Below are 15438 nucleotides of genomic sequence, written 5' to 3' on the forward strand. Positions count from 1 at the left end.
GCATGTTGTCCAGAGCCCCTTTCCGGGCCGTGCGGCGGCCAATCGAAAAAGCGGAGTCGGCTGAATCACTTAGCAGTGAAGAAAAATTCTTCCAATTTCGCGGCTGCCGCGTCCATGCGCCCCAGAGCCGAATTGGTTAGCGGATTGTTAGCCCCGAGCGCCGCCAAAGGGTGAATCGGGGGATCGCATGGCGAGCCCCCGAACAAAACGCTTAGCCGGCCAGAATGCGGTCGAGGATTTCCCCGACATTGCGGCTGAGAATATGCTGCGACTTGAGCGCTTCGAGCGCCGCCCTGCCGGCCTCGCGCCGCCTGGCTTCCAGAATGGGCAGGATGCGGAAGCCGGTGAGGATGCGGGAGGCGACCTGCGGGTTGACCTTGTCGATCTCGACCACCGCCTCGGTGATGAACCGGAAGCCGGCGCCGTCGGCGCGGGCGAACTGGGTCGGATTGCTCATGACGAAGGCGCCGAGCAGCGAGCGCAGCCGGTTGGGATTGGTGCGGGGGAAATCCGGCGCCGCAAGAATGGCGCGCAGGCGCTCGATGACCCCATCGTCCGGCGCCTGCGCCGAAGCGGTGAGCCATTTGTCGAACACCAGCGGGTCGCCGGCGAAGCGGGTGCGGAAATCGCCCAGCAATGCCGGAGCATCACCGGTCCAGTAATGCGCCGATATGGCCATGGCGGCATAGCGGTCGGTCATATTGGCGGCGGCATGATATTGCGCCGATGCCAGGGCGTTCCCGCGATCCGATCCGGCGGTCAACAGGTTGAGCAGCCCATTGCGCAGCGAGCGGCGGCCGGCCTGTCCGGCATCGGGGCTATAGGGCTCGGGCACCACCAAGGCGTCGTATTGGCTTTCCAGCTTTTCGGCGATCGGGCCGACCAGCGTGGCGATGAGATCGTGCCGCGCCGCGGCGACGGCATCGGGATCGACATCGCTGCCGATATGGCGGCCGACGACGCTCTCGCTCGGAATGGCAATCGCCTGCGCCTTGAAAGCATGGTCGAGCTGCGGATTTTCCAGCGTATCGACCAGCGCCTGGCGCAGCCCGTCGGCATCGGCATCCGACCAGCGGCGGCCCTTGGCGGCTGCGGCGATGAGCGTGGTGGAAACCGTTTGCAAGGCATCCCAGCGATTGAACGGGTCGCTGTCGTGGCGGGCCAGAAACAGCAGGTCGGCCTGATCGAGGCCGGACGACAGCTTGACCGGGGCGGAGAAGCCGCGGAACAGCGACGGCACCGGCTTGTTGGCGACGCCGCTGAAGGTGAGGGTGACGCTGTCCCGGTCGAGCAGGATCAGATCGTCCCGGACCGTGCCGCCGGATACGCCGCTCCAGCCCATGGAACTGCCATTGGGCCCGATCAGGCCAAAGCGCACCGGGATCAGCAGCGGCTGCTTGTCCGGCTGGCCTGGCGTGGGATCGACCTTCTGGCTGAGGGTCAGGCTATAGGTCTGGCTGTCGGCATCGTAGCTGTCCGACACGCTGACCTGCGGCGTGCCGGCCTGCAAATACCAGGTGATGAACTGGCTAAGATCGGCGCCGGTCGCATCCTCGAACACCTTGATGAAGGCCTCGATCGTGGTCGCTTCCCCGTCATGGCGCTCGAAATAGAGATCCATGCCCTGGCGGAAACCGGCTTCGCCCAAAAGCGTCGCCAGCATGCGGACGATCTCGGCGCCCTTTTCGTAGACGGTGGTGGTGTAGAAGTTGTTGATCTCGCGATATTGCTCCGGGCGCGGCGGATGGGCGAGGGGACCGCCATCCTCGGGGAATTGCGAGGCGCGCAGGTTCTGCACGTCATGGATGCGCTGCACCGGGCGGCTGCGCTCGTCTGAGGTGAATTCCTGATCGCGATAGACGGTCAGGCCTTCCTTGAGGCAGAGCTGGAACCAGTCGCGGCAGGTAATGCGATTGCCGGTCCAGTTGTGGAAATATTCATGGGCGATGACCCGCTCGATGCCGTGGTAATTGGCGTCGGTGGCGGTTTCCGGCTTGGCGAAGACCAGCCGGTCGTTGAAGATATTGAGCCCCTTGTTCTCCATGGCGCCGAAATTGAAGTCGGACACGGCGACGATGTTGAAGATGTCGAGATCGTATTCGCGGCCGAAGCGGCGTTCGTCCCAGGCCATGGAGCGCTTGAGGCTGTCCATGGCGTAGTGACACTCGCCTTCCTTGCCATGGGTGCAATAGATCGCCAGATCCACCTTGCGGCCGCTTTGCGTGGTGAAGCTGTCGGTGATCGAGCCGAGATCGCCGGCTACCAGGGCAAAGAGATAGGCCGGCTTGGGGAAGGGGTCTTCCCAGACGGCAAAATGCATGTCGTCGCCCGCTTCGCCCCGCTCGATTGGGTTGCCATTGGCCAGCAGGACCGGCGCCAGGGCAATCGGCGCCGTCATTCGCACGGTGAAGGGGGCGAGAATGTCGGGGCGGTCGAGATAATAGGTGATGCGGCGGAAGCCTTCCGGCTCGCATTGGGTGCACCAGGTGCCGCTGGAGCGATAGAGCCCCATCAATTTGGTATTGGCCTCGGGATCGAGGGTCACCTGGGTGTCGAGCACGAAGCGGCGATGCGGCGGCTCCACCAGCGTCAGATTATTGGCGTCCGCAAGATAGGCGGACAGCGCCAGCGGCGCGCCATCGACGGCGATGCTGTCGAGCTTCAATTCGTCGCCATCCAGCACCAGCGGCGTGCCCGGCGCGGTCTCCGGCCGTGGCTCGATGGTCAATTGCGCCCGGACGCGGGTGTTTTCCTCGAGAATGAGGAAGTCCAGATCTACTGACACGATCCGGTACGGGGTCGGAGCATAGTCCTTAAGGTAGATGGTCTGTTCGCTGTCGGTGCGCATGAAGCGGTCCAGTCATGAGGTTTGCTTAGCTGGTGTGCCATTTCCGGCCCACCATGTCATGCCCGCGCAGGCGGGAATCCCGGCAATTCGGCAAGGGAGGTTCCCGCTTGCGCGCGAACGACCCCGTGAAGGAACGGAAATGAAAGAAGTCGTCTGGCCTGTGTCTGTCCGGTTACAGCTCAATCGTCGTTCTCGTGTATCCTGTGCGGCTGGCAGCTGCATGGCATGACTCTTTGCCGTCAATTGAGACGGGATTGGGGAGAGGCGTTATAAAGCTGTCTGCACGATGCTCCTCTGCGCCGACCGGGCACATGAGCGTCGGTTCCGAAATTTCCGCGCGCTTCATGCCGCCGGCCCCAATGGCCTCGACCCCGTTCGCCGGAGGTCGCCCGGCTGTGGTCCATCGCCATGAGCGCGCCGTTCAACGAAGTGGTTTACGCAATGCTGCGTTGGTTTGAATCGCGACTGGACCCTTACCCCAAGGACGAGCCGGTCGAGCCGCCCAAGGGCCTTGTGGCCTTTTGCCTGCATTATTCGCATGGCGCCAAGAAATGGCTGGCCCTGATGGCCTTTGCCGCCGCGGCGGTGGCCGTGGGCGAAATCGTCGTGTTCGGCTTTATCGGCGATGTGGTGAACTGGCTGGCCGATGCCGACCGCGAAACCTTCATGCAGACCGATGGCTGGAAGCTGGCATTGATGGGGGCGATGGTCGTGTTCGTCGTGCCCGGCTTCGCGCTGCTCTCGACGCTGACCATGCACCAGACTCTCTTGGGCAATTTCCCGCAGCGCATCCGCTGGATGAGCCATCGTTACCTGATCCGTCAGTCGATGAGCTATTTCCAGGACGAGTTCGCCGGCCGCATCGGCGCCAAGCTGATGCAGACCTCGCTGGCCGTGCGCGAAGTGGTGATGAAGCTGCTCGACATGCTGGTCTATGTCGTCGTCTATTTCACCGGCGCGGTGTTCCTGGCCGCCTCGGCCGATTGGCGGCTGGCCATTCCGTTCCTGGTCTGGCTCGTCGCCTATGTGGCGCTGATGATCTATTTCATCCCGCGCCTGGGCAAGATTTCCGAGGCGCAGGCCGATGCCCGCTCGCTGATGACCGGCCGCATCGTCGACAGCTATACCAATATCGCCACCGTCAAGCTGTTCTCCCATTCCAATCGCGAGGAGAAATACGCCAAGGAGGCGATGGACCAGTTCCTCGACACCGCCTATCGGCAGATGCGCCTGTTCACCGTGCTCAATGTCTCGGTGCTGTGGTCCAATGCGCTGCTGCTGTTCGCGGTGGCGGCGACCGGCATCTGGCTGTGGTTCCAGGGCGTGATGTCGCCCGGGGCGCTGGCGGTGTCGCTGGGCCTGGTCATGCGCTTTCAGGGCATGAGCCAATGGGTGATGTGGGAGATGTCCTCGCTGTTCGAGAATATCGGCACGGTGCGCGACGGTATTTCCTCGCTTTCGGTGTCGCGCGTCGTGTCGGACAAGCCCGGCGCCAAGCCGCTGCCCGAGGTCAAGGGCGACATCAAGTTCGAGAACGTCTCGTTCCATTATGGCAAGACCTCCGGCGTCATCGACAATCTCGACCTGCATATCCGGCCGGGCGAGAAGATCGGCCTGGTCGGGCGCTCGGGCGCCGGCAAGTCCACCCTCGTCAATCTGCTGCTGCGCTTCTACGACCGCGCCGATGGCCGCATTCTGATCGATGGTCACGACATTGCCGGGGTGACGCAGGACAGTTTGCGCGCCAATATCGGGGTGGTGACGCAGGATACCTCGCTCCTGCATCGCTCGGTGCGCGACAATCTCATCTATGGCCGCCCCGACGCGACCGAGGCGATGATGCTGGAAGCCGCCGAACTGGCCGAGGCCAGCGAGTTTATCGGCGGGCTCTCCGATCTGCAGGGGCGCAAGGGCTATGACGCCCATGTGGGCGAGCGGGGCGTCAAGCTTTCCGGCGGCCAGCGCCAGCGCATCGCCATTGCCCGGGTGCTGCTCAAGAACGCCCCGATCCTGGTGCTGGACGAGGCCACTTCGGCGCTGGATTCGGAAGTGGAAGCGGCCATCCAGAGCCAGTTGCAGATGCTGATGCGCGGCAAGACGGTGATCGCCATCGCCCACCGGCTTTCCACCATCGCCATGATGGACCGGCTGGTGGTGCTGGACAGGGGCCGGGTGGTGGAGCAGGGCAGCCATGCCCAGTTGGTCGATAGCGGCGGTATCTACAGCCAATTGTGGAGCCGGCAATCGGGCGGCTTCATCGATGTCGACGAGCCGGAAGAAGCGGCGCAGTGATGATGTTCACCTCTCCCCCAAAGGGAGAGGTGAAAATCAGCCTGTCGCGCGCTTTTCGAGGTTTCGCAGCGAGGCTTCGCGGGCGAGATATTCGCCCATGTCCTCCGCATGCATGGGGCGGCCGAAGAGATAGCCCTGCATGATCCGGCCGCCGAGCGTGACCAGGGCTTCGAGCTGGTCCTCGGTCTCGATGCCTTCGAAGACACAGGAAATGCCCAGGTTCCGGCACAGGTCGATCATGGTCTTGACGATGGCGCGGCTGGCCGGGTCGCTGGTCACCCCCATGACGAAGGAGCGGTCGATCTTGATGCGGTGCAGCGGCAATTTCTGCACATGGGTCAGGCTCGAATAGCCGGTGCCGAAATCGTCGAGCGCGATGCGCGCCCCCAGGCCGAGCAGCGCCAGCAGCGATTGATTGGCCTGGTTGAGGTCGCGCATGACGGCGGTTTCGGTGATCTCGAAGTCGAGCCGGCAGGGTTTGCCCATTGCGCCGGCCAGGGCGACGATCTGCTCGATTGCCGCGGGCGAGGCAATATCGTTGGCCGACAGATTGACCGACATCCGCAGCTTGCCGGGCAGAGTGGCGCTGAGCGCCAGCGCCTGGCGCAGCACGATCTGGGTGATCTTGCTGATCTGGCCGGTGCGCTCCGCCATCGGAATGAACTCGGCCGGCGAGATTTCGCCCAATACCGGGCTGCGCCAGCGCGCCAGGGCCTCGAAGCCGATCGTGGCGCCCGAGGCGACATCGAATTGCGGCTGCACCAGGATGTAGATTTCATCCTCCAGCCGGGCGGTATGCAGCAAATGCTCCATGCGGCGCACCTTGGTGATGGCGCTGGCATGGCTGTCGGAAAACACCACGGCATGGCCGCGCGCCTCGCGCTTGGCGGCCGAGGTGGCGTAATCGGCGCGGTCGAACAGGCTATGGGCGCTATCGCCCGGGCGGGAGGCGGCAAAGCCGGCCGAGGCGGAAACCCGGATGGTGCCGCCCGGCGTGTCGAAGGATTGGCGCATGATATTGCACAGCCGCGCGCCGCAGCGGACCAGCGACAGGTGATCGGCCGGGCCCTGCATGATCAGCGCGAAGCTGTTGCTGTCGAGGCGGGCGACGAACGTGTCCGGGCGGCGCATGTCGTCGATGCGGCGCCCGACCTCGATCAGCACGCGGTCGCCGATGAGCTGTCCGAAAATCTGGTTCACCGACTTGAATTCGTCCAGATCGAGCCGCGCCACGGCGATCTCGCGGCCGCTGCTCTCGGCCTCGCGCAAGGCGGCGGCCAGGTGATGGTCGAAGCTGCGCCGGTTCGGCAGGCCGGTCAGGCAATCGGTATTGGCCAGGCGATGATTTTCATCCAGCAGGCGCTGGGTTTCGAGCTGCCGGTGCACGATGGCGGTGCGCGAGCTGACCAAGGCCGCGAAATCCCGATTGTTGTTCAACAGGATCACCAGCAGGGCGATGACGGCCAGGGCCATATTGATGGCGATGGCGATGAAGCTGTCCTGGCCCGAACCGGCGAAGAACAAGGTGAACGGCACGAGGACGCAGAGGCCCACGGCAAGCGCGGCGGCGCGCACATGCATGAGGCAGAACATGCAGCCGATCGTGGTGATGCTCATAAAGAAGGCCACTTGCGATTGCAGATAGGCATCGCCGAAGGGGAAGAGGCTGAAGCTCCAGACGGTAAAGCCGATGGCCAGTCCCGCGCCCATCCAGATCGTGGCCCGCAGCCCCCAGCGCGCCCTGGGGATCGACACCGGAACATGCTGGCTGCGCAGCCAGAATATCGTCCGCACGCAGCAGAACAAGGTCAGGGCGGCGGGAACATAGAGGGTGAGTTCGAGCGGCGCGACGTCGAAATGGGTCCAGGCCAGGATCAGCGTGTTGGAGACCAGCATGGCATAAAGCAGCGGCAATTGCCGGGTCAGGGCCTTCCATTGCGCCAGCGTCAGCTCCGGGATGTCCGATGGGTCGGTAAATAGGTCGCGAATGTGCCGGAACACAGACATGCAGCTAGCCTCCATGCGCCCGACCCTACGGGTAAATACACTAATAGAGTGGTAAGGCGTTTCCGGCCCGCCGCCCGACTTCTGAAACCTTGCCGGTCTCGACCTGCGAAAAGCGCGCTCCCCCCATTGGAAGCCCCGCGACTTCCGGCTAGAACGATCTTCGAAATCGATTGCATTGGCTCCAGTCGCGAGCCGGTCTAACCGGCCCTGGCCGGTTGTGGAGGACAGACATGGCCGTTTCCGCCAAGAACAGCGCCCTCGATCTGGGCGGCAGCTTCGCCCTGACCGCGCCCTCGCGCGGCATCGCCACCGACATCACCCTGCCGGGCGACGTGCATGGCGCCTTGCTGGCCGCCGGTCTCATCCCCGACCCCTATTTCGGCGAGAACGAGAAAGAGGTGATGTGGGTCAATGAAACGGAATGGGCGATGGAGCGCAGCTTCAGCGCCACAGCCGCCGATATCGACGGCTATCTCACCCTGACCCTGGCCGAAGTGGATTGCATCGCCACCATCTTCCTCAATGGCGAGGCGGTGGCGCGCACCGACAACAGCTTCGTGCGCCACGATATCGACGTCACCGGCAAGGTGCGTGCCGGCGAAAACCGGCTGCGCGTGGAATTCGGCATCGCCCCGGACGTGGCCAAAGCCCGCGCCGAGGCGCATCCCTTCCCCATCCCCTTCACCTATAATTACCAGACCAACGGGCTGAAGGGCATCCACATGAACTTCATCCGCAAGGCGGCCTGTCATGCCGGCTGGGACTGGGGCATCTGCCTCATGCCCATCGGCATCTATGGCCGGATGAGCCTGCGCAAGGCACGGCTGGCCCGCCAGGACAGCGTGCAGGTCGACCAGGCGCATGGCCGGAACGCGGTCGAACTATCGATAAAGACTCGGCTTTTCGCCTTTGCTCAAGGTGAGGTGGAACTTGAACACCGCATCGACGGACAGGTGATCACCGACAAGGTCACGGTGCAAAAGGGCGAGAACGTCTTCACCCACAATATCACCATCCACAACCCGAAAATCTGGTGGCCTTCCGGGCAGGGCGAGCAGCCGCTTTATGAGCTGACCACCAATCTGGAGGGCGAGATCACCAGCCGCCAGATCGGCTTGCGCCAGCTCGAATGGGTGATCGAGAAGGACGAGATCGACCACAGCTTCAAGTGCCGCATCAATGGCCGCGACATCACCATGATGGGCGCCAACTGGATTCCGGCCGACGCCATTCCCAGCCGCGCGACGCCCGCCATTGTCCGCGACCTGCTGGAAAGCGCCAAGGCGGCGAACATGAACATGCTGCGCATCTGGGGCGGCGGGCAATATGAGCCGGACTGGTTCTATGACCTGTGCGACGAGCTCGGCATCCTCATCTGGCACGATTTCATGTTCTCGTGCATGAGCTATCCGTCAAACCGTGAATTCCTCGATAGCGTGCGCACCGAAATCACCCAGCAGGTGCGGCGGTTGAGCCACCACGCCTCAATTGCCCTCTGGTGCGGCGACAACGAGGTGATCGGCTCGCTGGGCTGGTATCCCGAGACCAAGGCCGATCCGGGTCGCTATATTGCCAATTACGACCGGCTCAATTCCATGCTCGGCATGATCGTCGAGGACGAGGACAAGGCGCGCCGATTCTGGCCATCTTCACCCTCTTTGGGCTATCTCGATTTCTCGGATGGCTGGCATTCCGACACGCGCGGCGACCTGCATTATTGGGACGTCTGGCACTCGGCCAAGAGTTTCGACGCCTATCGCAGCATCAATCCGCGCTTCGCCTCGGAATTCGGCTTCCAATCTTTCACTTCAATGAATGTCATCGAGACTTTTGCCGAGGAAAAGGACCGTAACCCGTCTTCGCCGGTGATGGAAAACCACCAGCGCAATGAAGGCGGCAATGCCCGCATCATCGAGACGATGAACCGCTATTTCCGCTTCCCGCGCGATTTCGAGCAGATGGTCTTCCTCAGCCAGATCCAGCAGGGCCTCGCCATCAAGACCGCCATCGAATATTGGCGCTCCACCAAGCCGCGCTGCATGGGCACGCTCTATTGGCAGATCAACGATATCTGGCCGGTGGCGAGCTGGTCGAGCCTCGATTATGGCGGGCAATGGAAGCTGATGCATTACATGGCGCGGCGCTTCTACAATCCGGTCAATGTCGTCGCCGTGCCGGATGCGGACAATAGCGCAATCGCGCTCAAGGCGATCAACGATAAAGGCAGGCCGGTCTCCATCGCGCTGGAGGTCAGGGCGGTGACGGTCGGCGGGGAGAGCCGGATCGTCTTTTCCGGCAATAGCGCGGTGGGCGCCGACGCCGCGATCGCCGTCACCCATATCGCCGTCGCCGATCTGGCGGCCGACGAATTCCTGTTCTTCGCCTGGACGGATGCCGAAGGCAGGCTATTGGGTGAGAACGATTATTTCCCCAAGCCCTACAAGGCTTATGAACTCGTGGAGGCCGAAATTTCGGCAAGCTGGGCGGATCGGGACGGCAGGGCGGTGCTGACGCTGGCGGCGGACCGGCCGGCTTTCTTCGCCACGGCGAGCGTCGATGTGCCCGGATATTTCTCCGACAATGCGCTGACGCTGCTGCCGGGCCGCCCGGTGGACCTGGTATTCCATCCGCGGCATGGCGCGAAGGTCGGCTCGGCGGATTTGAAGGGCTCGCTGCGGGTGCGGCACCTGGCGGAGACGTTTTGAGATCGGTGGCGAACGATCGCTCCTTCACGTCCCTTGCGTGTTGAGGGGAGGGAGGCGCAGGAGCCAAAGTTTCCGGGAACACGAGCCCTCCTCGAGTTCATCCTGAACCCGCAGACCTCATCCCGAGCTTGTCGAAGGACGAGGTCGGGTAACTCAGTGCCCGCGACCTCATGATCGACAGGCTCACCACGAGGTCTATGGGAGTTTGGGCGTCCTCCCCCAAGGACAGCCGCCCAATGTCACGCCGCCGGCTTCCATACAAGATTTCTTCCCCCGGCGATTGACACATGCGACGGGTTTGCGGACGGTAGCGGACGCGGCGTTTTCTGCGCGGCGGTTTTGGGTCAGCAATGTCTTCTTCTTTCGCTCCGCCCGGCGAGCGCCGGCTGCTCGGCATCGGCCTGGCGCTTGCCGCTTATTTCATGTTTACCGGCATCGACAGTTCGGCCAAGTGGCTGGGCCTGGTCGGCATTTCCTTCGTGCAGATCGTTTTTCTGCGCTATGCCATTCATCTGTTTCTGGTTGCCGCTATTCACCTGCCGCGCCACGGCACCAAGCTGATCCGGACCGGAAGCTTGAAGCTGCAAATCTTGCGGGCCCTGACCCTGTTGGGGGCGACGCTGTGCAGTTTCCTGGCCGTGCAATATCTGCCGCTGACCGTCACTGGCGCCATTGCCTTCACCGCCCCCCTCTTCATCTGCGCTCTGTCGGTGCCGATGCTGGGCGAAACGGTGGGATGGCGGCGCTGGACCGCAATTGGCGTGGGCTTTGCCGGTATTCTGGTTGTCGTGCGCCCGGGAACCGAAGCCTTCCACCCGGCCTCGCTTCTCAGCCTGGCGGCGGCCTTCAGCACGGCATTCTACATGCTGTTCACCCGCCGCGTTTCCAGTTTCGACAGCGCCGCCACCAGCCAGTTCTATGTCGGGGCCTTTTCCACCATCGTGCTGCTGCCTTTCGTGCTGTTCTACTGGTCGTGGCCGAGCACGCCCGATGGCTGGTTCGCCTTTTTCGCCGTCGGCATTTTCGGCTTTGTCGGCCACCAGCTCATCACCGTGGCATCGGGACTGGCGCCGGCCTCGGTATTGGCGCCGTTTTCCTATTTCCAGATCATCTTCCTGGCGGCGGCGAGCTGGCTGGTGTTCAACCAGCCCCCCGATATCTGGCTCTATGTCGGGGCGCCCATCGTCATCGGCAGCGGTCTTTATATCTGGCTGCGCGAGCGCCAATTGCCGGGACCGGGCACCAGCGCCATAGTGGAGCGGTAAGGCCCGGGGCCGGCCGTTGTCCGGGCAATCTAGTCCTCATCCACTTCATCCAGCGGCTTGCGGCTCGTCGCCTCGCCATGGGTGATCAGCCGGGCGCTGCGTTGGCCGGTGAGATAGATCCAGAGCCAGTTCATGGTGATGACGATGCGGGTGCGGGTCTCGACCAGGAAATAGATATGGGCGAAGCCCCAGACCCACCAGGCGAACCAGCCCTTGAGCTTGAGCCAGCCGAAATCGATGACCGCCGAACTCTTGCCGATCGTGGCGAGGTCGCCGGCGTGCTTATAGCGGAAGGGCAGGGCTGACATATCGCCGGACAGGCGCCGGCGGATGACGCGGGCGACATGCTTGCCCGCCTGCTTGGCGGCCGGAGCCACGCCGGGCACCGGCTTGCCGTTCGGCTGGAGAATGCCGGCAACGTCGCCGATCACGAAGATGTCGGGAAGGCCCGGCACCGACAGATCGGGCTCGACCTGCACGCGCCCGGCCCGGTCGCTGTCGATGCCGAGCCATTTGGCTACCGGCGAGGCGGCAACCCCCGCCGCCCAGATAATGGTCTTGGTGTCGAGGCGCTGGTCGCCGAAACTGACGCCATCGCGGTCGATGCCGACCACCGGCTGGCCCAATTCGACCTCGACGCCCATGCGGCGCAGGGCATTGAGGGTATATTCGGACAGGTCGGGTTCGAAATTGAGCAGGACCCTGTCGGCTCCCTCGATCAGCACCACGCGCAGGTCGGCGGGCGACAGCGTATTGAACTGGCCCTTGATGCTGGTATGGCCGAGTTCGACGATGGCGCCGGCCATTTCGACGCCGGTGGGGCCGGCGCCGATAATGGCGAAGGTCAGCAGGGCGCGGCGGCGGGCCGGATCGGTTTCGCGCTCCGCCGCCTCCAGCGCCAGCAGCAGCTTGCGGCGGATGGCGGTGGCGTCCTCCACCGTCTTGAGGCCTGGCGCGAAAGTCTCCCAATCGTCATGGCCGAAATAGGCATGCTGGGCCCCGGTGGCGAGAACGAGGCTGTCATAGGCCACGCTTCCGCCGTCCTCCAGCAGCACCGCGCGGCTGGCCTGGTCGACGCCGATGACCGTGGCCATCAGCACCCGGGCATTGCTTTGGCGGCGCAACAGGTGGCGGATGGGCCAGGCGATCTCGGAGGGGCTGAGCGCGGCGGTGGCAACCTGATAGAGCAGGGGCTGGAACAGGTGGTGATTGCGCCGGTCGATCAGCACTATTTCGACATCGGCGCCGGCCAGCGCCTTCGCCGCTGCCAGACCGCCAAAGCCGCCGCCGACGATTACGACGCGGTGCTTGCGGTCTGCCATGATGCTCTCCTTGCGGCGGGTCTGTCGTCTAGACCTGGTCCACCCGCTCGCGCCACTTGGCAATATAGGCATCCAGCCCCGCCGCTTGCAGGGGTTCGAACGCATGGCTGCCGCCTGTTTCGGGCAGGGTGCCCCCGAACAACAGGCTGGCGCCGAGGCTGGTTCCGGTGCTGTCGCCCGAGGCATGGACCGGTACGCCGGCAAGCCGCGCCAGGGCCTGGCCGAACAGCCGGTTGCGCGCCAGCGGCCCCTCGACGATGATGGAGCGGCCGAGACCGCACAGATCGAGGCAGGTCCGCGCCATCAGCGCCAGATAGAGCGAGGCGGCGGCATAACGCTGCGCCGGAGTGAGGCTGGCCGGATCGGTGGTCCAATGGCCCTGCCGGGCGCCATAGGGGCCGGTGCCGGGCGCGAAGCTGGGCAGCGCCTGGATGTCATTGGCGATGACATGGGCGATATCCGCCGCCCCGGGCTCGGCGATTTCAGGCACCAGAGCGTCGAATTCCCGCCCTCCCATGAAGCGGGCAGTGGGCACGGCGCGGCCATTGGCATCGACATTGGCGAGGCTGTCGCGGCGCTGATCCAGGGCGCCGGTATCGCCGCCCACATTCATCAGGATGGTCCAGGTGCCGGTCGAGACCACGGTGAAGGGCGTGTGGTGCCGGCCCAGATGCGGCAGCAGCGAGGCGTTGGAATCGTGGATGCCGCAGGTGACGGGAAGGCGCAGCGACAGGCCGGTTTCGGCGGCGATTTCCGGGCGCAGCGTGCCGATGACGGAAGCGGCCGGCTGGATCGGCGGGAACAGGCCCTGCCAGCCCATAAGCTGCACCAGCGAGGAAAATTCGCCCCTCGCCGGAGCCCACAGATCGGTGTGGCAGCCCAGGGACGTGACTTCGCTGGCGCGGGCGCCTGTCAGCCGCCAGGCCCAATATTGCGCATAGGTGAGCAGCGCCGTGACCCGCGAAAATTGCTCGGGAAAAGTCATGGCCTGCCAGAAGAATTGCGCCCCCAGATTGAGGCCGCCGGGCAGTTTTGGCGAGAGGCTTTCGGCAAAGTCCGGGCGAACCGACGCATAGGCTTCGGCGGTCTTGTCAGGGCCGTCGAATTCGTAATCGAGGATCGGCAGCGCCAGCTCGTCACCGGCCAGCAGCGCCCCGCAGGCGCCATGGGTGGTGATGGAAATGCCGTCGATACCGTGCTCCGCGCCCAGGGCCCTGAGGCTGTCCAGCGCAAAGCCCCAGAGCATCTCGATATCCATATGCGGATAGGGACCGTCGCGGCGGACATTATTGGGAATGTTCCGTGCGGCGATCTGCCGGCGCGTTTCGCTGTCGATCAGCACGACCTTGGCATTGGTCTTGCCGATATCGATGACGGCGATATGGCGGGGAATGTCAGCGTGCATGGTCCGGCCCGGTGAGGTTCACCGGCATGTAGCCGATTTCGCCCCACCGCGCCAGAACTGACATGTTAGCCTATTTGACGATCAGCACCGGAATGCTCGCATGGGACAGCACTTCGGCGGCCTGGCTGCCCAGCAGCAGGCGGCCGAGACCGCGCCGGCCATGCGAGCCCATGACGATGAGGTCGGCGCCGCTTTCCTTGGCGGCATGCAGGATGCCTTCGGCGGCGGTGCTGTTGGTGATGTGAATGCCGACAATAGCGCCGCCCGCCGCCTTGGCCACCTGATCGGCCTCGGCCAGGATGTTCCTGGCCGCCTCCGCCTTGGCCTTGTCGAGATCGGCGAGGATGGAGCCGGTATCCACCATCATCAATTCCGGACCCGACGAGCCGATGACGGAGGTGTCGGTGACGGTGATCGCCGTGATCTTGCCGCCGGTCTTGGCGGCGAGGCCCAGAGCATATCGCAGCGCCTTGGTGCCGAGCTCCGAGCCGTCGATGGCGCAGATGATATTGTCATACATCGTGGTTTCCTTTCCGCCGCTGGATTGAGCGCCTTGCTATCATAACTCCCGCACCTGCCCTTTGATCCAGATCAGACATGCGGCCAGGCACCGCATGCATAATCGTTGCATTAAAATACTTGCAAATAAATGAAATCAAAATTATATGGCCTTTGCCCAGCCACTTTCGCGAGAAAGAATGTTCCATGTCCGCCAAGCCCGAAGTCACCGGCTTTTTCGATCCGCGCACCTGGTCGATCCAGTATGTGGTGGCCGATCCGGAAACGAAGCAATGCGCCATTATCGATCCGGTGCTCGATTATGACGAGAAGTCGGCCGCGACCGCGACCATTCATGCTGATGCCATTCTCGAATTCATCGCCGACAGGGGCTATGCGGTCGAATGGATTCTCGACACCCACCCGCATGCCGATCATTTCACCGCCGTCGCCTATCTGAAAGACCAGACGGGCGCGCCCACCGCCATCGGTGAAAAAGTCGTCGACGTGCAAAAACTCTGGAAGGGCTTTTACAACTGGCCCGATTTTCCCGCCGACGGATCGCAATGGGATAAGCTGTTTGCCGATGGCGAGACGTTCAAGCTCGGCAATATCGATGCCAGGGTGATGTTCTCGCCCGGCCATACGCTGGCCTCGATCACCTATGTCATCGGTGACGCCGCCTTCGTTCACGACACGCTGTTCATGCCCGATGGCGGCACGGCGCGCGCCGATTTTCCCGGCGGCAGCGCGACCCAATTGTGGAACTCGATCCAGGCCATCCTGGCGCTGCCGGAGGAAACGCGCATCTTCACCGGCCATGATTATCAGCCCGGTGGCCGCGAGCCGATGTGGGAATCCACCGTCGCCGAGCAGAAGGCGAAGAACATTCACATGTCGGTCCACAAGACCGAGGCCGCGTTCGTCGCAGCCCGCGAGGCGCGCGACAAGACCCTCGCCATGCCCAAGCTGATCCTGCACGCCCTCCAGGTCAACATTAATGCCGGGAGGCTGCCTCAAGCCGAAGACAATGGACGGCGCTATCTCAAGATCCCGCTGAATCTGCTCGACGGCGCCGCCTGGGACGATTGATGGA

General features: G+C 63.6%; 9 protein-coding genes. 4 read left to right on the forward strand and 5 right to left on the reverse strand.

The genetic code is table 11. From position 1 onward, the window contains the following. Positions 1 to 211: 211 nt before the first annotated feature. Positions 212 to 2848 carry an aminopeptidase N gene (pepN, locus tag O9Z70_RS03905; protein WP_286021189.1) on the reverse strand — a complete coding sequence of 879 codons (2637 nt, stop codon included), beginning with the start codon at positions 2846 to 2848 and terminating at the stop codon, positions 212 to 214. A 441-nt stretch (positions 2849 to 3289) separates the two neighbouring features. Here pepN and O9Z70_RS03910 point away from each other — a divergent pair, with 441 nt between their 5' ends. Then, positions 3290 to 5140, forward strand: coding sequence for an ABC transporter ATP-binding protein (locus O9Z70_RS03910; protein ID WP_286021948.1), 1851 nt, complete (start codon positions 3290 to 3292; stop codon positions 5138 to 5140). A 36-nt stretch (positions 5141 to 5176) separates the two neighbouring features. On the opposite strand, the gene O9Z70_RS03915 is transcribed toward O9Z70_RS03910, so the two are convergent. Beyond that, positions 5177 to 7147, reverse strand: a complete 1971-nt coding sequence (locus O9Z70_RS03915; RefSeq protein ID WP_286021190.1) for a putative bifunctional diguanylate cyclase/phosphodiesterase — start codon at positions 7145 to 7147, stop codon at positions 5177 to 5179. 230 nt (positions 7148 to 7377) lie between these two features. Here O9Z70_RS03915 and O9Z70_RS03920 point away from each other — a divergent pair, with 230 nt between their 5' ends. Next, on the forward strand, positions 7378 to 9852 hold the full coding sequence (locus O9Z70_RS03920; protein WP_286021191.1) for a beta-mannosidase: 2475 nt from the start codon (positions 7378 to 7380) through the stop codon (positions 9850 to 9852). A gap of 350 nt (positions 9853 to 10202) precedes the next feature. After that, positions 10203 to 11117, forward strand: a complete 915-nt coding sequence (locus O9Z70_RS03925; protein WP_286021192.1) for a DMT family transporter — start codon at positions 10203 to 10205, stop codon at positions 11115 to 11117. A 29-nt stretch (positions 11118 to 11146) separates the two neighbouring features. On the opposite strand, the gene O9Z70_RS03930 is transcribed toward O9Z70_RS03925, so the two are convergent. The 3 genes from O9Z70_RS03930 to O9Z70_RS03940 all read right to left on the reverse strand — a co-directional run bounded on the left by O9Z70_RS03930 (position 11147) and on the right by O9Z70_RS03940 (position 14364). Beyond that, positions 11147 to 12439 carry an NAD(P)/FAD-dependent oxidoreductase gene (locus tag O9Z70_RS03930; protein ID WP_286021193.1) on the reverse strand — a complete coding sequence of 431 codons (1293 nt, stop codon included), beginning with the start codon at positions 12437 to 12439 and terminating at the stop codon, positions 11147 to 11149. A gap of 28 nt (positions 12440 to 12467) precedes the next feature. Then, positions 12468 to 13844 carry an FGGY-family carbohydrate kinase gene (locus O9Z70_RS03935; protein WP_286021194.1) on the reverse strand — a complete coding sequence of 459 codons (1377 nt, stop codon included), beginning with the start codon at positions 13842 to 13844 and terminating at the stop codon, positions 12468 to 12470. Between the two features lie 70 nt (positions 13845 to 13914). Next, positions 13915 to 14364: a universal stress protein gene (locus O9Z70_RS03940; RefSeq protein ID WP_286021195.1), complete on the reverse strand. Its 450-nt coding sequence runs from the start codon at positions 14362 to 14364 to the stop codon at positions 13915 to 13917. Between the two features lie 185 nt (positions 14365 to 14549). Here O9Z70_RS03940 and O9Z70_RS03945 point away from each other — a divergent pair, with 185 nt between their 5' ends. Then, on the forward strand, positions 14550 to 15434 hold the full coding sequence (locus O9Z70_RS03945) for an MBL fold metallo-hydrolase (RefSeq protein ID WP_286021196.1): 885 nt from the start codon (positions 14550 to 14552) through the stop codon (positions 15432 to 15434). Positions 15435 to 15438: the final 4 nt, after the last annotated feature.

The sequence above is a fragment of the Devosia sp. YIM 151766 genome (assembly GCF_030285925.1).
Taxonomy (GTDB): Bacteria; Pseudomonadota; Alphaproteobacteria; order Rhizobiales; family Devosiaceae; genus Devosia.